This window comes from Paenibacillus sp. D51F (assembly GCF_053345695.1).
Genome location: NZ_JBKFAO010000002.1, coordinates 584,567 through 603,152, shown reverse-complemented (window position 1 = coordinate 603,152; position 18,586 = coordinate 584,567). Strand labels below are relative to the sequence as shown.

15 protein-coding genes and 1 riboswitch are annotated in these 18,586 nt (G+C 60.8%); of the genes, 13 read left to right on the top strand and 2 right to left on the bottom strand.

The window, feature by feature from the left end:
• Positions 1 to 10: 10 nt before the first annotated feature.
• Complete coding sequence (locus tag ACLBWT_RS06375) at positions 11 to 2,248, top strand: alpha-galactosidase (protein ID WP_447662189.1); 2,238 nt, start codon at positions 11 to 13, stop codon at positions 2,246 to 2,248.
• 172 nt (positions 2,249 to 2,420) lie between these two features.
• Here the strand turns inward: ACLBWT_RS06375 and asd are convergent, their stop codons facing one another.
• Positions 2,421 to 3,209 carry an archaetidylserine decarboxylase gene (gene asd / locus ACLBWT_RS06370; RefSeq protein WP_447662188.1) on the bottom strand — a complete coding sequence of 263 codons (789 nt, stop codon included), beginning with the start codon at positions 3,207 to 3,209 and terminating at the stop codon, positions 2,421 to 2,423.
• Positions 3,210 to 3,352: 143 nt separating this feature from the next.
• Positions 3,353 to 4,144 (bottom strand): tryptophan-rich sensory protein, encoded by a 792-nt coding sequence (locus ACLBWT_RS06365; protein ID WP_447662187.1) that lies wholly within the window; start codon positions 4,142 to 4,144, stop codon positions 3,353 to 3,355.
• Between the two features lie 295 nt (positions 4,145 to 4,439).
• Between ACLBWT_RS06365 and ACLBWT_RS06360 the strand changes: the two genes are divergently transcribed.
• The 12 genes from ACLBWT_RS06360 to ACLBWT_RS06305 all read left to right on the top strand — a co-directional run bounded on the left by ACLBWT_RS06360 (position 4,440) and on the right by ACLBWT_RS06305 (position 18,577).
• Complete coding sequence (locus ACLBWT_RS06360) at positions 4,440 to 5,588, top strand: glycosyltransferase family 4 protein (protein ID WP_447662186.1); 1,149 nt, start codon at positions 4,440 to 4,442, stop codon at positions 5,586 to 5,588.
• 134 nt (positions 5,589 to 5,722) lie between these two features.
• The gene (locus ACLBWT_RS06355; RefSeq protein WP_447662185.1) at positions 5,723 to 7,015 is read left to right on the top strand and encodes a M48 family metallopeptidase; all 1,293 of its coding nucleotides are present in this window, start codon (positions 5,723 to 5,725) and stop codon (positions 7,013 to 7,015) included.
• 101 nt (positions 7,016 to 7,116) lie between these two features.
• A riboswitch (TPP riboswitch) is annotated at positions 7,117 to 7,221 on the top strand.
• Positions 7,222 to 7,483: 262 nt separating this feature from the next.
• Complete coding sequence (thiC, locus tag ACLBWT_RS06350) at positions 7,484 to 9,244, top strand: phosphomethylpyrimidine synthase ThiC (protein WP_447662184.1); 1,761 nt, start codon at positions 7,484 to 7,486, stop codon at positions 9,242 to 9,244.
• Positions 9,237 to 10,499, top strand: coding sequence for a ThiF family adenylyltransferase (locus ACLBWT_RS06345; protein WP_447662183.1), 1,263 nt, complete (start codon positions 9,237 to 9,239; stop codon positions 10,497 to 10,499). Before thiC ends, ACLBWT_RS06345 begins: the two co-directional genes overlap by 8 nt.
• Positions 10,486 to 11,367, top strand: coding sequence for a thiamine phosphate synthase (thiE, locus tag ACLBWT_RS06340; protein WP_447662182.1), 882 nt, complete (start codon positions 10,486 to 10,488; stop codon positions 11,365 to 11,367). The genes ACLBWT_RS06345 and thiE overlap by 14 nt, the downstream gene beginning before the upstream one ends.
• Positions 11,368 to 11,382: 15 nt before the next feature.
• A complete protein-coding gene (locus ACLBWT_RS06335) occupies positions 11,383 to 12,375 on the top strand; it encodes a thiazole synthase (RefSeq protein ID WP_447662266.1) in 993 nt (330 codons plus the stop codon).
• Entirely contained in the window at positions 12,372 to 13,562 is a 1,191-nt protein-coding gene (gene thiO, locus ACLBWT_RS06330; RefSeq protein ID WP_447662181.1) for a glycine oxidase ThiO, read from the top strand. Before ACLBWT_RS06335 ends, thiO begins: the two co-directional genes overlap by 4 nt.
• Positions 13,556 to 14,419: a bifunctional hydroxymethylpyrimidine kinase/phosphomethylpyrimidine kinase gene (gene thiD / locus ACLBWT_RS06325; RefSeq protein WP_447662180.1), complete on the top strand. Its 864-nt coding sequence runs from the start codon at positions 13,556 to 13,558 to the stop codon at positions 14,417 to 14,419. Before thiO ends, thiD begins: the two co-directional genes overlap by 7 nt.
• 89 nt (positions 14,420 to 14,508) lie before the next feature.
• Positions 14,509 to 15,279: a WIAG-tail domain gene (locus tag ACLBWT_RS06320; RefSeq protein ID WP_447662179.1), complete on the top strand. Its 771-nt coding sequence runs from the start codon at positions 14,509 to 14,511 to the stop codon at positions 15,277 to 15,279.
• Between the two features lie 556 nt (positions 15,280 to 15,835).
• Positions 15,836 to 16,810, top strand: a complete 975-nt coding sequence (locus ACLBWT_RS06315) for a glycosyltransferase family 2 protein (protein WP_447662178.1) — start codon at positions 15,836 to 15,838, stop codon at positions 16,808 to 16,810.
• Positions 16,807 to 17,808 carry a hypothetical protein gene (locus tag ACLBWT_RS06310; protein ID WP_447662177.1) on the top strand — a complete coding sequence of 334 codons (1,002 nt, stop codon included), beginning with the start codon at positions 16,807 to 16,809 and terminating at the stop codon, positions 17,806 to 17,808. Before ACLBWT_RS06315 ends, ACLBWT_RS06310 begins: the two co-directional genes overlap by 4 nt.
• A 37-nt stretch (positions 17,809 to 17,845) precedes the next feature.
• The gene (locus tag ACLBWT_RS06305; RefSeq protein WP_447662176.1) at positions 17,846 to 18,577 is read left to right on the top strand and encodes a sugar phosphate nucleotidyltransferase; all 732 of its coding nucleotides are present in this window, start codon (positions 17,846 to 17,848) and stop codon (positions 18,575 to 18,577) included.
• Positions 18,578 to 18,586 lie beyond the last annotated feature (9 nt).

The following is an 18,586-nucleotide window of genomic DNA, read 5'->3' as shown; positions in this document are numbered from 1 at the left end:
GGATGTTCTCATGCCGGCAATCTACCATGAAAAGGAACAAGTCTTTCATTTATACTCCAGCAAAATGAGCTATGTCATTCAAATAGTGAACGGCTATCCTCTCCATCTGTATTGGGGCCGCCGTCTGCGGGACGAAGCGGGATTCGAGAGCATGCTGAGCAGGGTCGAGAGAGCTTCCTTCTCCCCGACTCCGTTCCCGGAGGACCGGACGATTTCCCTGGACGCGCTGCCTCAGGAATATCCCCAGTACGGAACGGGCGACTTCCGCGCTCCGGCCTACCAGGTGCAGCTAGAAGACGGGACCCGGATCACGGAGCTGCGCTACGATTCGTACACGATCTCCAAGGGCAAGCCTGGTTTGGAGGGGCTGCCTGCCGTCTATGCCGAATCGGACGATGAAGCCGATACGCTGGAGCTGGTCTTGCGCGATGACTATTCCGGGCTCAGCGTCATTCTCTCCTACACCGTATTCAAGGATGCCGGCATTCTGGCCCGCTCATCCCGGCTCCAGCTGGATTCGTCCGCCCGTCCGCTCAAGATTCTCCGGGCGCTCAGCGCGAGCGTCGATTTCCATGAGCAGGACTATGAGCTGGTTTACTTGTCCGGCGCGTGGACAAGGGAGCGGCATGTCGTCCGCAGGCCCGTCGCGGCCGGGGCTACGTCCCTGGAAAGCCGCCGCGGGTCGAGCTCCCATCAGCAGAACCCGTTCGCCGCTCTTGTCCGGGCGGATACGGGGGAAGAGCAGGGAGAAGCCTATGGCTTCAGCCTCGTCTACAGCGGCAGCTTCCTGGCGGGAGCGGAAGTGGATCAATTCGGCATGACCCGGGTAAGCATCGGCATCAATCCGTTTGATTTCTCCTGGCGGCTGGAGCCCGGCGAGAGCTTCCAGACGCCTGAAGCGATTATGGTCTATTCCTCCGAAGGACTCGGCGGGATGTCCCGGGCCTACCACCGCCTGTACCGTACCCGTCTCTGCCGCGGCAAGTTCCGCGATCAGCCGCGCCCGATTCTCGTCAACAATTGGGAGGCGACCTACTTCAACTTCAATGCGGAGAAGATCGAGGCGATCGCGAAAGCGGGGAGCGAGCTTGGCATCGAGCTGTTCGTGCTCGACGACGGCTGGTTCGGCAAGCGGGACAGCGACAACAGCTCGCTGGGCGATTGGGTCGTGGACCGCGCCAAGCTCCCGGACGGCCTGAAGGATCTCGTCCGCCGCGTCAACGGCCACGGCATGCAGTTCGGCCTCTGGTTCGAGCCGGAGATGGTGTCCCCGGCCAGCGAGCTGTATAAGGCTCATCCGGACTGGTGCCTTCATGCCGAGGGCCGCAGACGCACGGAAGGTCGTTCCCAGCTCATTCTCGATCTGTCCCGAAAGGATGTGAGGGACTACCTGTTCGATGCCATCAGCGGCATTCTGGGAAGCTGTCCGATCACCTATGTCAAATGGGACATGAACCGCAACATGACGGAGATCGGCTCCGCGCTCATGGAAGCGGAAGGGCAGATGGAAGTCGCCCACCGCTATATGCTCGGCTTGTATGGGCTGCTGGAGCGGATCGTAGCCGCCTTCCCGGACGTTCTGTTCGAGAGCTGCTCCGGAGGAGGAGGCCGCTTCGACCCCGGCATGCTCTATTACATGCCGCAGACGTGGACGAGCGACGATACGGATGCGGTCGAGCGCCTCAAAATCCAGTACGGCACGAGCATGGTCTATCCGGTCAGCTCGATCGGCGCGCATGTATCGGATGTGCCCAACCATCAGGTCGGGAGGATGGCTTCGCTGGAAATGCGCGGCGACGTGGCGATGTCGGGCAACTTCGGCTATGAGCTCGATCTGACCAAATTCGGCGAGCAGGAAAAAGAGATCGTGAAGAGACAGGTTGCCGCTTACAAGGAGCTGCGGAGCCTGATTCAGTCTGGCGACCTTTACCGGCTGAAGAGTCCGTTCCAAGGCAACGAGACGGCCTGGATGATGGTGTCGGAGGACCGGCGCGAAGCGGCCGTATTCTGGTTCCGGACGCTGGCGGAGCCGAATGCTCCGCTGCGCAGGCTGCGGCTGGCCGGACTCGATCCGGAGGCTTCCTACCGGATGGAGGAGCTGAAGACGGCGGGCGCCGAGCCGCCCGCTGCCAAGCTGCCGGGCACGGAGAAGGCATGGGCCGGAGACCGGCTCATGCATTACGGCATTCCGCTTCCCCAGCTGCATGGCGATTTAAAGAGCATGGTCGTGAAGCTCAAGGCCGAATAGAGTCAAAGCAGAGCAAGCCCTGAGCCGGTTTTCCGGATCAGGGCTTTTTGGCGATCAGGCCGTATGACTCCAGACAAGAGCCGTCTGCTTCGAGATCGGTTCGTCATTTCTCCGGCTAAAAAAGCCGCCCCCACGGATAAATTCCGTCTCGGGGCGGCTTGGTGCCGTTCGTTCAGGTTGAAACCAGCTTGCCGAGCTGTTCGCCCATCTTGACCTTGAGGCCGACGGCCAGGTCTGTACGGGGCTCGAACGTGCCGTCCTCGAACAGCAGGACGACGGTGGAGCCGAACTCGAAGTAGGCCAGCTCGTCGCCGCGCCGGACATCGGCGGTCTGAGGCTCGGTGTACCGGATGCTGCTGACGTTGAGCGCGCCGACCTTGACGATGGCGATCTCGCCGCCATTGTGGGTCATGTACGTCACGAGCCGCTCGTTGCGGCTCAGCACGCGGCGCATCCTCGTGAGGCCGAATTCGTTCACCGGATACACGCGTCCAGGCAGATGCTCCCGCTCCACGATGACGCCGTCGGCCGGCACATGGATGCGGTGATAATCGGTCGGGCTCAAATAAAGAACCGCATAATAGCCGTTGCGATAATTCTGGATGCGGGGCGAGCCGTTGAGCAGCTCCTCGACCGTATAGTCCTGCCCCTTGATGCCCAGCATCGTGCCGTCCTGGATCGGACCGGCTCCCGTCACGAGCGCGTCGACCGGGCTTACCGCCATGTCGGCGGTATCGTCCACAGGGCGCATGCCGGGCTTCAGCCTGCGGGTGAAAAACTCATTCAATGTCGCATAGTCTTGGATTGCTCGCTCCGCTTCTTCGGTACGGATGCCGTACGTGCGGGCAAAACGGGGGATAAATCCCCGGCTGGCTCTGGATTTCGCAAAGCTTCCCGTCAGGCGGGAAATCCATTTGCGGGATCCGAGCTCCGTCATATGGCGGAATAACCAGGTCCACATGCCTCCGCTCTTCACGTCCTTTCGCTGTCAGCCATGCGGCGGTCTCAGTCCGCTGCTCTTGCGGACCTATGCCGGCATAGGCCGTCCCGACTAGTGTGCCACATCCGCATGGACAAAGCAATGAAATCGGGCGTATGAGGGAGTTATTTCAACGAATGGAAGCGATATCGGCGGACGGCTTGAAGGACGGCCCACGCCGCGAGGAGAGCGGCAAGAGCCCAGGCCGCCGACGAGACCGCGGCAGGCTGGACGTCCTTCCCGGCGATGCCGATGAAGGCCCATACGAGCACAAGCTCATAATAGGGATCCCGGAAAATCCAGCCGACGGCCAAGCCGAGCGAGGCGGCTGCCCCAAGTCCGATCCGAGCCCAAGCCGCATCTCCCCAGCCGAAGCCGTTCCAATCCAGGCTGTACAGCCAGGTAGAGACGTTGACGATCGTCGCGACGCTGATCCACCCCATGTAGATGCTGAACGGAAGCTGGACCAGCAGCTGCTCGCCTGCCGTCGCACTCGAAGAAGGGCGCTGTGTTTTGGCATAGAGGACGATCAAGGACGCGAGCAGAATCAGCATGATGAGGACGCTGAGCCCGACATGCTCGTAATGCCAGGCGACGATCCAGGCCGAGTTGGCCAGCCCGTTCAGGACGAACCAGAAGCCGATGGACCGCACGCTGCTGCGCGAGCTGCCCTGCGGAGTCCATTGATAAACGATGAACCCGGCCAAGAGCAGGTAGATCAGGCTCCAGATGGTGAAGACATATCCCGGCGGCGTGAGCAGAAGCGGATAGTGGTCGGACAGCTCTTTGGTCGTTTTCCCTCCCAGAGGGAGCAGGACGGCCAGAGAATTCATGACGATAACAAGGATGAAGGCGAGCGGGTCGAGAGCCTTCAATGCTCTGCCTCTTCGGGGCAAGGATGCAGGGGATGCGCTCATGGACTTTCCTCCTTGGCTCAGTTTGATAAACTATAATCTGAATCTGGATTAGGATGACAATATTATACTCGCGGGTATATATTCACCGCATTGAGAACTGCCCAACCATCCCTTGAAAACGATATCAGTCATCCGGTACAGCAGGAAAGCGTTCGGTCTAGGCATTGTAGAGATTTCGTGATGAAGCCTAAAACGGCACGGCTTCTGCCATTGCAGGACGCGTGACCCTTTCGGGTTCGCCATTCGGAGAATATGCTGGAGCAGCAAGCTTTCATGCAGGAAGGGGAGAAGCAAGTTGCAGAAGCTGAAGGTCGCTTTCGTCACTCCGGGTTCCTTCCCCATTCCTTCAGCCGGCAGCAGCTCCGTGGAACGCGTCATCGAGAAGATGGCGCCTCTAGTGGCGGAGCAAGCTGAAGCCCGGATATACGGCCGCTCGGGGGCTGGGCTCGGTGCTGTCGGACAGATCGACGGGGTCCGCTGCGAACGGTTTCCCGCAGGCGACAAATCCGCTTATCTTCGCAGTGTAAGCGGGGCCATCCATAACTTCCGTCCGGATCTCATCGAAGTGGCGAATCGTCCCGGCTATGCGCTCAAGATGAAGCGGAGCCATCCCGATGCGAGAATATGGATCAACCTGCATTCCTCCTCCTTCATTGCACCGAAAGTCATCAGCAGGGATAGGCTGAAGAGGAGCTTTGCGGCTGCGGAAAAAATTATCGTCAACAGCGAATTCCTGCGGGATACGGTGGCAGGCCAGGTTCCCGAGGCCGCGCACAAGCTGAGAGTCGTTCATCTCGGCGTGGACACGGAGCGTTTTCCTTCCCGCTGGGAGCCGGAGGGAGCCGCGCGCAGGGAAGCGCTAAGGCATGAGAGGGGCTGGCAGGACAGGGACGTGCTTCTATTCGTGGGGAGAATTATTCCGCTCAAGGGCGTCCATCATCTGCTGCGCGTCATGCCGGATATCATCGCTCTCCACCCGAATGTGCTGCTCGCTGTCGTCGGAAGCCCTTACTACGGCTCGCATCGGACGACCCGGTACAGCCGTGCGCTGAAGGCGCTCGGCAAGAGGTATCCTCGCCACATCCGGTTCATTCCTTATGTCCCTTATCCGGAAGTGCCGAACTGGTTCCTGGCGGCGGATGCCGCTGTCGTGCCATCGGGAGCGAGGGAATCGTTCGGACTGGTGAACGTCGAGGCGATGTCCTGCGGCCTGCCGGTCGTGGCGACGAAAGCAGGCGGGATGAAGGAAATCATCGTCGACGGCTGCACCGGATTTCTCGTGGAGCCGGACCGGCTAGAGACGGAGCTGAAGGCCCGGCTTCTTCAGCTGCTGCTTGATCCGGGGCTTCGCGAGGAGATGGGACGCCGGGGGCGCGAGCGGGTCATGGCCGAGTTCACCTGGGAGGCGACGGCTGCCCGGTGGGGAGGGTTGCTGGAGGAATAGATTCACAGCCTTGAACGTTAGTTGGCCAAGGCTGTTTTTTGCTGATTAATTAATCTACCAGATTGGAAAGAAAGTTGATATAATGGTTATTATTGGGAATTCAAATAAGGATGACCGGAGAAAGCAGGAACAGAATGAATTCGTTGTCTTTAAATGGCTTGGACAGACAAGCTACGATATCGTGTCCGCGATGTGGTAAAAATGTGCCCTGCGATCAGCAATTCCAGTCGTGGTGCGAATGCGGCTGGAATATAGAACCGCGCACGCCTGATATGAGAGATCGATTTTCACGGTTATACCACAAGCTGGGCGTGAGGCAAGGCGAACAGATGCTTGAAGAGGTCAAATACTCGATCAGCAACGGAGACTGGCGGGACAAGCTTAAAGCGAATCTGCTGTTATATTTGGTTGCGACAATAATTCATCTGGTCTCGCTCTCCATGTTCATAAGCGGAGTTTGGCTTATCGTTGCATACCATTCCAATCATTGGTTTCCTACGGCAATAGGCATGTTGATGGTAGCCATACAGATCATTACCGTTCCTCGCTTGGGTAGCGTCGATAAGAAAGGCCTGATCTCCCGCGAAGACTATCCGACTCTATATAGAGTCGTTGATGCAGTCTCGGATTCATTAGGCACTTCGCGCGTATATGGCGTGCAGATCAATGAAGAATTCAATGCATCCTTTACACAGCTCGGCTGGAGAGGTCGTAAAGTCATTACGCTGGGTCTCCCGTTATTCGCTATCTGCAGCCCTCAAGAAAAAATAGCACTAATTGCGCATGAAACGGCTCATGGAGCCAATCATGATGTCACGCGCAATCGGTATGTTTGGAGTGCCTATATCGCTGCGGAGCAATGGTACTACTTTTTCACTCCGGCTCGGGGAGCGACTCAAGAAGGCTATATGGCCATTTTATATCTTTTATCGGATATTCTGATGAAAGCATTGTCGTTCATACCATGGACGATTGCACGTCTGGTGCTCGTATTGCTGCATCTCAACAAGCAGCGCAGCGAATATTATGCCGACTATCTTGGCGTGAAAGTCAGCGGCGAGCAAGCCATGATTGGGCTGCTGGAAAAATTGCATTACGACAGTCCGTTCGAGAGCTGCTTGCATCGTTTTATTTTCTCTCGGCAGGCCGAAGACTTCATCACGGAGTGGAAAGCTTATGCGGAACAAATTCCTGTACGCGAGCTTGAACGCATCCGCCATGTCGTAAGGGCTGAAGGTTCAAGACTTGATTTTACGCATCCGCCAACCCCGTACCGAATTGACTTTTTGCAGCATTTGAAAGGTTCGTATCCGCTGCTAACATTCTCGAAGTCGGAGCATGAACAATTAGTTCGAGAATTAGAGCAGATGCATGGCTCGGTCTATCGGAATCTGGAGGAGAATTTCAACTCGAGGCTTTACTATTAATGAAATATTTGAGTTATCGAGATAAATCGGGATCCTACCTTCTTGTTCTCAGAATCGACGAGGTTGACAACTTCCACCACCCCGGCTTATAGTCATACCAAGATATCCACTAGGGGCGCCCGCACGGGCTGAGATAAAGCGCAAGCTTTGGTCCCTTCGAACCTGATCTGGGTCATGCCAGCGTAGGAAAGTGGTCGAACATGCCTTTTATTTGGCTTGTGCCTCTTTTCGCCGCTTCCAGACCGGAGGCGGCTTTTTGCCGTCCTCCGGCGGGAGGCGGCGGAGGAATAGGCGCACCCAATCTGCTTGCCGCAATCTGCCGATGAAGGCGGAAGCGGCCAGTAGAGTGTCCCGGACAGCCTGCGTTTTTTGGCGCAGACCATCGGGAACTAAAGGCATGACCGGCATTTCCAAGCGTGCAGCCCCCTGGCGGATATCAAGATCCGTTAAGGGGGCTTTTGATTTTCCATGGCCATACATACCGAGCCGCTGCCGGGCAGCCGCAAAGTCTACATGCAGGGAAGCCGGGAGGATATCCGGGTTCCGATGAGGGAAATCTCGCTCTCGGACAGCGAGGTGGGCGGAGAGTCCATTCCCAATGCGCCTCTGAGAATCTATGACGCAAGCGGTCCTTACACGGACACCGATTACGAGGCGGATGTCTCGAGAGGCTTGCCGCCCATGCGAAGAGGCTGGATCGCAGAGAGGGCAGACACGGAGGCCTATCAGGGCCGGATCGTCCAGCCCGAGGACAACGGATTCTCCGACGCCGGCAAAGCCGCCGAGAGGGGAGCGGATATTTTCCCGCCATCCGGCAGGCTGCCGCTGAGAGCTCTCGCAGGGGGCAACATCACCCAGCTGCATTACGCAAGGCAGGGCATCGTAACCCCCGAGATGGAGTTCATCGCCCTGAGGGAGGGGATGGAAGCGGAATTCGTACGCTCCGAAGTCGCGGCGGGAAGAGCGGTCATTCCGGCCAACGTCAACCATCCCGAGAGCGAGCCGATGATCATCGGGCGGCATTTCCACGTGAAGATCAACGCCAACATCGGCAACTCCGCCGTGACCTCCTCGATCGAGGAGGAGGTGGAGAAGATGACGTGGGCGACCCGCTGGGGAGCCGATACGATCATGGATCTGTCCACCGGCAAGAACATCCATACGACGAGAGAATGGATCATCCGCAACTCTCCGGTTCCGGTCGGGACCGTGCCGATCTATCAGGCGCTGGAAAAGGTGAACGGCAAAGCGGAGGACCTCAGCTGGGAGGTGTTCCGCGATACGCTGATCGAGCAGGCCGAGCAGGGGGTCGATTATTTCACCATCCATGCCGGCGTGCTGCTCCGATATGTGCCGCTGACAGCGAAGCGCGTTACGGGCATCGTCAGCCGGGGAGGGTCCATCATGGCGGCCTGGTGCCTCGCCCATCATAGGGAGAACTTCCTGTATACGCATTTCGAGGATATATGCGAAATCATGAAAGCCTACGACGTGACCTTCTCGCTCGGCGACGGGCTGAGGCCGGGGTCGATCGCGGACGCCAACGACGAGGCGCAGTTCGCGGAGCTGGACACGCTCGGCGAGCTGACGAAAATCGCCTGGAAGCATGACGTGCAGGTCATGATCGAAGGTCCCGGCCATGTTCCGATGCATCTGATCAAGGAAAATATGGACCGCCAGCTCGCCGTCTGCGACGAGGCTCCCTTTTACACGCTCGGTCCGCTCACGACGGACATCGCGCCGGGCTATGACCATATTACGAGCGCGATCGGCGCGGCTATGATCGGCTGGTTCGGCACGGCGATGCTCTGTTATGTGACACCCAAGGAGCATCTGGGACTGCCGAACCGGGAGGACGTGAAGGAAGGCGTCATCACGTACAAGATCGCCGCGCACGCCGCCGATCTCGCCAAGGGCCATCCGCAGGCCCGAAAGCGCGACGACGCTCTGTCCAAGGCCAGATTCGAATTCCGCTGGCGCGATCAGTTCCATCTGTCGCTGGATCCCGAGCGGGCGATGAGCTACCACGACGAGACGCTCCCCGCGGAAGGCGCCAAGAGCGCGCATTTCTGCTCCATGTGCGGGCCGAAGTTCTGCAGCATGAGGATCACGCAGGACATTCGGGATTACGCGGAGAGGGAAGGGCTGGACACGGCGGAGGCGATCGAGGCGGGCATGAAGGAGCAGGCGGAGGCGTTCAAGGCCGGAGGCGGCAGCATCTATGCTTGATCCGGCGGCAACAAGCCGATTCGAGGCGCAAGACGCCATTCAGGAACGATATTCCCGGCAAATTCGCTTCGCTCCCATCGGTTGGATAGGGCAGCGGCGGATCGGCCAGGCCGTCGTGCTTGTCGCCGGTACCGGCTCGCTCGGAGCTTCGCTGGCGCAGCATATGGCTCGTGCCGGGGTAGGCGAGCTGCGGCTCGCCGACCGCGACTACGTGGAATTCAGCAATCTGCAGCGGCAGATGCTGTTCGACGAAGAGGATGCGCGGCTGGCGCTTCCCAAGGCGGAGGCCGCTGCGCGGAAGCTGAGAGTGATCAACGGCATGGTGGAAGTCAAGGCGTTTGCCGCCGACTTCACGGCTCCCGGCGTGCTGGAGAAGATCGCGGTCGGCTCCGATCTGGTGCTCGACGGTACGGACAATGCCGCGGCCAGGCTCGTGCTGAGCGATTACTGCTTCCGTGTAGGCATTCCTTTCCTGTACGGCGGCGTCGCCGGGGCGGCCGGGATGAGCGCTCCGCTCATTCCCGGCGCGACCTGCTGCCTGCGCTGCCTGATCGGCGGCGAGGAAGAGCAGGAAAGCGGCCATACATGCGAAACGGCGGGCATGATCTCGCCGGCTGTGGAGATGGTCGCCGCGCTGCAGGCGGCTGAAGCGCTCAAATGGCTGGCAGGCGGCCGGGATGAGATGCGCCGCACGCTCGCAAGCGTCTCCTTGTGGCCGTACAGCATGCGTGAAACGAAGCTTCCCGATCCTTCGGCTAGCTGTCGGCATTGCGGCAGCGCGAAGGCTTCGGGGGGAACCGGCACGCGAGCGGAGCTGGATTCCAGCATGGACGTCCTGGCGAAGGAAACAAATCCCTCGATTGCAAACGTCCGGTCGAAGATATCCAGGCGCTCTCCTGCAAGCGGAAGGGCCATCCTTCCGGAAGGATGGCCGGAAAAAGCAGCCTCGGAAGCTGCCGGCAACCTCCGCCGCCAAAATACGGCCGTTCTGTGCGGCCGCGATACATTCCAGCTGCAGCTGGAGCCTGCCGAACCCGGAAGGTACGAGAAGAGGCTGGAGAGGCTGGGCTGCCGGCTGACGCTCAATCCTTATCTGCTGCGGGCAGTGCTCCCGGACAACGGGAAGCTCGTCGTGTTCCCGGACGGCAGAGTGCTTGCGCAAGGCGCAGCGGACGCTGACACGGCTTGGGAATGGTGTCTTCATTATTTGGGTGCGGAAGCGCCGGAGAGAGAGGCCAAGGATGAAGAAGCTTGAGTTCAGCCTGTACGTCATTACGGGCGAGGGCTGCCATCCCGGAAGAAGGCTGGAGGATGTCATGCGGGAGACGCTTGAGGGAGGAGCGGATATCCTGCAGCTGCGGGACAAAAAAGCTTCGCTGCGGGAGCTGGGAGAAAAAGCGGGGATGCTGCGCAGGCTGACGAGGGAGTACGGAGTGCCGTTCATCGTGAACGACCATCCGGTGCTCGCGCTTGAAGCCGAGGCCGACGGCGTCCATCTCGGGCAGGACGATATGTCCATCGCCGATGCGAGGGAGCTGCTCGGTGCGGAACGGATCGTCGGCGTCAGCACCCATAGCCTGGAGCAGGCCATGAAGGCCGAGGCAGCCGGCGCCGACTATATCGGAGTCGGGCCGGTGTACCCGACGGCGACCAAGCCGGGCCGGGCGGCGGTCACGCTGGATTACGTCCGCCAGGCGGCCCGTCATGTGCGCATCCCATGGACAGCCATCGGCGGCATCCATCCCGGCAACGCAGGCGAGGTGCTCGCCGCAGGGGCCAGGAGGCTGTGCGCCGTCTCCGCGGTTGTCGGCAGCTCCGATCCCGCAGCTGTCTGCCACGAGCTGCGGAGCCTGATCGCAGCCGCAAGCATGGCTGCAGCCGGTCTGACCGACTCATATGGAGCTGCTTCCCGACCGGGCAATCCGCTTCGGCTCACATTGAACGGCAAGGAAATCCTTACGCATTCATCAACGCTTCAGGAGCTGGTCGAGTCGCACAGCCTATCCGGCCAGAGGATTGTCGCCGAAGCGGACGGAATCATCCTGGCGCGCGGGGATTGGAGCCGCCATCGGCTGGCGGATGGAATGAAGATCGAGCTGGTCCACTTTGTAGGGGGAGGCTGAATGATGGAAGATCAAATGGGGGCTCGAGCAGGGTCTCGGACAGGGTCTCGGACAGAGTCTCGGACAGATACTCGAACAGAGGCTCAGACAGAGTCCCGTACCGAATATCGAACCGAGTATCGAACCGAAGCTCAAACCGATTATCCAGCCGCTGTCCAAACCGCTGGCCATGCGAAGCTTCAGCCGGGGCGGGAGCTGGGCCGAGATGCCTGGAAAGTAGGCGAGACTTGGCTTTCCTCGCGATTTTTCCTCGGAACGGGCCGCTTCCCGAGCCCGGCCGTCATGCAGCAGGCGCTGCGGGCAAGCGGTGCGGAGGTCATTACGTTCGCCGTCCGCCGCGTCAATCTGGAGCAGCCTGAGGACGATTCGATCCTGCAGCATCTGCCCGAAGAAAAGCTGATCTACCTTCCCAATACGTCGGGCGCAGGCAATGCGGACGAGGCGGTGAGGATCGCGCGCCTGGCCAGAGCGGCCGGGCTTGGCAGCTGGATCAAGGTGGAGATCAGCGCGGATCCGCGCACGCTGCTGCCCGATCCTCTGGAGACGCTGAGAGCGACGGATAGGCTTGCGGCCGAAGGCTTCACGGTGCTGCCTTACATTTCGGACGATCCCGTCCTTTGCCGTCGGCTGGCCGAAGCCGGAGCGGCGGCCGTCATGCCGGGGGGAGCCCCGATCGGGACCGGACTCGGCATCCTGAACCCGTACAACCTCGGGCTGATCGCGGAGGAATCGCCGGTCCCCGTCATCGTGGACGCCGGACTCGGCTCGGCGAAGGACGCCGCTCTGGCGATGGAGCTCGGGGCATCCGCCGTGCTGGCCAATTCGCCGGTGGCGCGGGCGGCAGATCCCGTGGCGATGGCCGAAGCGATGGCGCTCGCGATCCGCGCCGGCCGGTTGGCCAGGCTCGCCGGCCGCATCCCCGCGCTTCCCTATGCCTCCGCGAGCAGCACGGAAGCCGGCGCCCTGTACCCGCGCCAAGCCGATCGCTCGGGAGCGTGGAGGCAGTGAGGGAAAGGGTGCTCATCCTCGGAGGCGGCATCATCGGGCTGAGCTGCGCTTACGAGGCGGCAAGAGACGGAAGCCGCGAGGTGACGATCATCGACAAGGGCGCCTTCGGCGGGCAGGCAACGGGAGCGGCGGCGGGCATGCTGGCACCGTACTCGGAAAATGCCGAGCAGCCGGATGCTTTCTTCCAGCTGTGCGCCGACAGCCTGCTCCGTTATCCGGATTGGGCGGCAGACATCGAGGAAGCCAGCGGCATGAAGGTCGGGCTCAAGCGCACCGGCAGCGTCGGCGTCGCTTATCATGAAGCGGATCTGCTCCCGCTGCGCTCGAGGCTGGACTGGCAGCGGGCGGCCGGCAGCGGAGCCGAGCTGCTGAGCGCCGCCGAGCTGGCCAGTCTGGAGCCGCTGCTCGCGCGGGGAGCGGCGGGCGGCATCTACACGCCGTCCGAAGCCCACGTCGAGGCGCCCCGCCTCGCTGCGGCGCTGTCGGAGGCTTGCAGGCTGGCCGGAATCAGGATGATAAGCGGAGCCGGCAGCCTGCGGGAGCTTGCCTTGAGGACAACCGGTTCCGGGGAGCGGTCCGTCGCTCTCGCGACAGATTATTCCGGAGAACACGAGGCTGACAAGCTGCTGATCTGCACGGGCGCCTGGTCCGGGGAATTCGAGCGGATGTTCGGCTTGCCGGAGTCCATCCATCCGATTCGCGGTCAGATCTGTGCCTTCGACGTGCCTGACGGAGCGGTCAGGCATATGGTGTTTTCGAGTCAGGCCTACTGGGTCGGCAAGTCGGGGAACGCCCTCGTATGCGGCGCTTCTGAGGATGTCGCCGGATTCGACGCTTCGGTCACGGAGAAGGGAATCGGGCGGCTGGAGCGGTGGAGCAGCCGGATCTTCCCTTTCCTTGAAGGCGCCCGTCCCAAGCTGCGCTGGGCCGGGCTGAGGCCGGCCACCCGCGACGGGCGTCCGCTGATCGGCGCCTTGAGCGGCCATCCTCAGGTCATCGTGGCGGCCGGCCATTACCGCAACGGCATTCTGCTTGCTCCTGCGACCGCTGCGGCCGTAACGGAGCTGCTGGATGGAACGAAGCCGGAGCGGATCGCCTCCTTCTCCCCGGAACGTTTCGCCGCTGCGGCCAGGGGCGGTGCGGAGGCGGGCCGAAGCATTTCTGTCAGGGAGGAATTCCTTTGCTAGAGACTGCTATCGGGCAAGGCAGCGGGCTGCGGGGAGGCCGAATCCGGAAAGTACTGACGATAGCAGGCTCGGATTCCGGAGGAGGCGCTGGCATTCAAGCGGATCTGAAGACGTTCCAGGAGCTCGGCACATTCGGCATGAGCGTCATAACCGCGGTGACGGCGCAGAATACGGTCGGCGTGCACGGAGTCTACCCCCTTTCGGTTGAAGCGGTAGAGGCTCAGCTCGACGCCGTCATGGGCGATATCGGAGCCGACGCCGTCAAGACGGGCATGCTGTTCTCGCCGGACATCATCCATGCGGCAGCTTCCAGGCTGGAGAAGGTCGCGGCCCTCAAGCTCGTGGTGGATCCCGTCATGATCTCCAAGCATGGCTCCCGGCTGCTGCGGGAGGATGCGGCTGAGGCGCTTCGTCTGCGGCTGCTGCCTCTGGCGGAGGTCGTTACGCCCAATATTCCGGAAGCCTGCGCCTTGCTCGGTCTGAAGGAGAGGGAGATAGGAAGCCTCGAGGCGATGAAGGACGCTTCCAAGGAAATGCTGAAATTCGGGTGCAGGCATGTCTTTCTGAAAGGAGGCCATCTGGCCGGGGCGGAAGCGGCCGCCGACGTTCTCCTGTCAGCCTCTCTTCCGAATCACCCGGTCGTGCTGACAGCTTCGCGCATTCCGACTATGCATACGCATGGCACCGGCTGCACGATCGCCTCCGCGCTTGCCGCTCTGCTCGCAAGAGGCCTGGACATGGAGGCGGCGGCGAGGGAGGCCAAGGCATTCACGCTTGCGGCGATTGCATCGGGCGGACCGCTCGGAGCGGGCACGGGCGCGCTCTGGCATGCAGCTTGGCGCAGCGGGGACAGCTGAGTTTGCGGACTGCTTGCAACGTCATGGTATCCGTCTGCCGGGCAGCCGCATAGGATAACAGTACTATGCTTTGGTGGAGGAGCTTGACGATGAAGACGAACGGTAGGCCCGCAAAGGGCAGCAAACCTTATGTACCCGGCGGGGCGCCGCTCGCGCCGAAAGCCAGGAGTCAGCAGGGAGGCAAAGGCAAGCAATCTTCGAGGCCTTTATACCACTATGACAATCCGAACATATCGGAAATCGACTGGCTGGACAACATTCCCGCCCCTGTCCGCGTCCCGTTGGAGGCCAAGGAAGGCGGCGTCCCCAAAGTCAAGCTTCACACCGTTGCTCCGGAGAGCGTCTCGAACACTCTACTCTGGGACGGAAAGGAACCGGAAGCTGAATTCAAGCCATCGGCGCCATCAGAGGCAGACGCCGCACTGTCGAGTTGCGGGGATAAGCCGGAGGAGCTTGCCGGATATGACGTGAGCGAGATCCGATACAGCTCGGCGCTGTCCGTCCGCGCTCCAGGCACAGCGCGGCTGCTGCCGCGGCAGTCGTTAGCCGCAGACGTTGGGCCAGCCTCCCGCGATGACGGAGCAGGGGAGTCCATGAAGGGAGCTGGCGTGCAGCATGGAACGATCCCGTTCGCTTTCCGGGACCGCGCCAGGATCGACCTGATCATTCCGCTGCAGACTCCGTTCATGGACAGCGGGTATTCGTTCGTCTGCTCCCTCGACGTTCCCCATTGCCACGCTGTCGTGCGCGCCAAGCTGACGGCAGAGGCGGTAGTCACCCTCATCCGTACCCAGGAAGAGGGCAATGCCCGGGGCCGAATCGATTGGATCGCAGCCGGCAGGCTGCCGGAAGGGATCTGAATGCGGTCGGACGGAGCCGTCCCAGCTGCCCGCTAATCGGATAGAGAGGCAGAGGCAATCGAGATGGGGCCGGGAACCGTAGGAATAGAACGAAGGATTAAACCGAAGGATTAAACCGAAGGATAGAACGAAGGATTAAACCCAAGGAATGGAACGACGGATTAAACCGAAGGATTAGAACGAAGGATAGAACAAAGAAATTGAAACAAGAGGAATGGATCGAATCGATAGATTTCAAAGGGATATATTGCATGAATCAATGAATCAATGAATCAATGAATCAATGAATCCATGAATCATTGGAACGATGGATTTATGGATCTATGAATGGATAAATGGATAGATGGACGAATTGACGGATGGATAAAGGGATGGATCAATTGAACCATAAATCAATAAAAGAATAAGATAGGCTGCTGGCAGAGCTGCGCGGGTGTCATCTCGGGATGACACGGCGCAGCTCTTTTTTTCCATTCTTCCCCGGTTATCCCGCCTGTACAAATGCCGTGCCATCGTTCCTGCTCTCTCATAAGCTGGCAAGTAGTGAGGTGAAAAGATGAGATACGCACGCTCGAGAAGCAAAGGCGGACGTCGGGAGGGGGCAGGAGCCCCGCGAGGGAACGAAGGTGGTGCCGGGAGATCTGGCAGCTTCGCTGCTAAGGTCCGGGCTGCCGGTACGGGCAAGGGCAGAAATGGACGCCGATCGGCAGGCAAGCTTCCAGCCTCCGGCCCGACTTCCGCATTCGAAGCAGAAGCCCGCGATTCAGACGGCGTACCGCCGTTCTTGTCGGTCATTATTCCGGTCATGAATGAACGGCGCACGATTGTCGCCGTGTTGAAGCAGGCTGCGAGAATCCATCCGCACACCGAGTTGATCGTCGTCGCCAACGGTTCCACCGACGGATCCGCGGAAGCGGCCGAACGCTGCGGAGCCAAGGTGATCCGATACCTAAGTCCTCTCGGACATGATGTCGGACGCGCCATAGGCGCCCGTGCCGCCCAAGGGGAGGTCCTCCTTTTCTTGGACGGGGATATGGTATTGTCCGCCGCCAGGCTGCGGCCGTTCGTCGATGTCATTGCCCGCGGCGGAGCGGATGTCGCCTTGAACGATTACTCCGGTCCTGTCGATACATCCCAGGTTCATCCCGTCGTGCTTGCGAAGCATGCCCTCAACGAGATGCTTGGCCGGCCGGATCTTAAAGGAACCTCGCTCACCGCCGTTCCCCACGCGATGTCGAGGCGCGCATTGTCGGTTATCGGATCGAAATCGCTGCTCGTTCCGCCTCTTGCCCACGCCAAGGCGGCAGCGGCGGGACTGAGGATCGTCCTGCCGATCCGGGTCGATGTCGGCCGCCGCAACCGGCGGCGCCGCGAGCGCGAGCGGCTGAGGCCGCTTCACCGTCTTATAGTCGGGGATCATCTCGAAGCGATCGCCTGGCTGTCGAGGCAGGCTGCGGCCGAAGAAGCAGCTCCTGTCCTTCCTGAGCCCGACGGTGCGGAGAATACCGAACATGGAGGAGGGACGGAATGATGCAGGGCGGCAGGACCGTCCGCTCAGGGGCGGGAGAACAGGACGGCAGAGGGACCGGACAAGGAAGGACCGGCAGGGCAAAGGCAGCCGGCAACGGCAGGAGCAGAAGCCAGAAGGGAAAAGGCTATCGCAGCAGCAGCAAAGCCAATCTAACCAGTTATCGCAGCAGCAGCAAAGCCAATCGAACCAGCTATCGCAGCAGCAGCAAAAGCGCGGTCTTTCCCGGCTGGAAGCCGTTCTCCGCCGCTGCGGTCGTGGCCGGGAGCGACGCCGGGCAGCTGGCTGAAGCTGCGGAGATCATGCGGCAGAGAGGGTTCAGCCCGGTCATCGAGATGCTCTACGGAGCAGGCAGCCGAGTTGGCGGATCCATGGCGGCTGAAGCTTCGGACCGATCCGACGATGCCGTACGCCATCTCCATCCCGATGCCCGTCATGTCCACGAAGCGCTGGCGGCAGGTTCCGTCCATGCTGCCGCCTCGGAGACGGATGCCGTCCTGTATGCGGATGCCGGACTCGGAGCCGACACGCTTGCCCGGCTTCCGGTGCACGCTCTGGTTGCGAAAGCCGCTTCCTCCCTCCGGCCTTGCGCTGCGGTTCCGTCAAGCACAAGCGGCGCTATCCCGTTCTCGCGCTGGAGCCGGTCCATGGTTCTGAGCGCCTTCATGCACTGGTCGCTCGGAGGAGAGTCGCGCAGCTTCGCGTCGATGGAGCGGGCCGTATTCGCCCTGAACCGCAAAGCCTTGGCGCTGCTTGAAGGAGATGCTCTTGCCGATCCGGCCGAAGCTTTGGCGACGCTGCTGGCGGCCGGGGGGACGGCTGCCTCGGTAACGGCGCCAGCAGCCGCTGCGGGAGGCGCGCGCGAATGGACGCCGCTTCCGGACGAGGGCGCCCGCTACGCCCAAGCCGTTCTACGGATTCTGGAAGCGAAAGGCGAGCCAAGATCAGCCTTCCCGGATTACGACCGCCGCCGCGATGTCGCGGAGAGAGAATCTGATTAGCTCATTTGCTTGAAAGAAGAGAAGGAGTGAACGTCTGTTGAAAGCCATTCTGCTTGCAGGGGGAAACGGCACCCGGCTGATGCCGCTGACGGGACTGATGAACAAACACTTGCTCCCGGTATACAACTATCCGATGATCCACTACGCGGTGCAGACGCTCGCGGCGGCGGGAGCGGATGAAATTCTCCTCGTTACGGGACGCAGCTCGGCGGGAATGTTCATCGAGTATTTCGGCAGCGGCCGCGGTCACGGGGCATCGATAACCTATCTCATCCAGGAGGAGGCCGGGGGCATTGCCCAGGCTCTTGAACTGGCGAAGCCTTATGTCGGCAAGGAAGAGAAGTTCCTGATGCTGCTTGGCGACAATCTGGCCGACGACTCCCTCGCGCCTTACGTGGAGGCTTACAGGAATGAGCCTGCCGGAAGCGCGATGGTTCTGCTCAAGGAAGTTCCCGATCCGGAAAGGTACGGGGTGCCGGTATTCGATGAAGGCGGAAAGATACTCCGGATCGAGGAGAAGCCGGCTGCTCCCGCTTGCAGCTACGGCGTGACCGGCATTTATCTCTACGACGGGAGCGTCTTTGATGTCGTCTCCGCGATCGCTCCTTCTGGAAGAGGGGAGCTTGAAATCACCGACGTCAACAATGTCTATGCGGCCGCGGGCAAGCTGACGCATGCGATGCTGCAGGGCTGGTGGGCGGATGCCGGAACGTTCGACTCTCTCCTTGAGGCAGCCCTGCACAAGAAGGATGGAGAGGGACAGGAATGAGGGCCATTT

Coding starts and splice junctions, on each gene's coding strand:
- ACLBWT_RS06320 (WP_447662179.1), top strand. CDS start 14,509: ATGAAGACGAACGGTAGGCCCGCAAAGGGCAGCAAACCTTATGTACCC.
- asd (WP_447662188.1), bottom strand. CDS start 3,209: ATGTGGACCTGGTTATTCCGCCATATGACGGAGCTCGGATCCCGCAAA.
- ACLBWT_RS06335 (WP_447662266.1), top strand. CDS start 11,383: ATGGGGGCTCGAGCAGGGTCTCGGACAGGGTCTCGGACAGAGTCTCGG.
- ACLBWT_RS06365 (WP_447662187.1), bottom strand. CDS start 4,144: ATGAGCGCATCCCCTGCATCCTTGCCCCGAAGAGGCAGAGCATTGAAG.
- thiC (WP_447662184.1), top strand. CDS start 7,484: ATGGCCATACATACCGAGCCGCTGCCGGGCAGCCGCAAAGTCTACATG.
- ACLBWT_RS06310 (WP_447662177.1), top strand. CDS start 16,807: ATGATGCAGGGCGGCAGGACCGTCCGCTCAGGGGCGGGAGAACAGGAC.
- ACLBWT_RS06355 (WP_447662185.1), top strand. CDS start 5,723: ATGAATTCGTTGTCTTTAAATGGCTTGGACAGACAAGCTACGATATCG.
- ACLBWT_RS06375 (WP_447662189.1), top strand. CDS start 11: ATGCCGGCAATCTACCATGAAAAGGAACAAGTCTTTCATTTATACTCC.
- ACLBWT_RS06315 (WP_447662178.1), top strand. CDS start 15,836: ATGAGATACGCACGCTCGAGAAGCAAAGGCGGACGTCGGGAGGGGGCA.
- thiE (WP_447662182.1), top strand. CDS start 10,486: ATGAAGAAGCTTGAGTTCAGCCTGTACGTCATTACGGGCGAGGGCTGC.
- ACLBWT_RS06345 (WP_447662183.1), top strand. CDS start 9,237: ATGCTTGATCCGGCGGCAACAAGCCGATTCGAGGCGCAAGACGCCATT.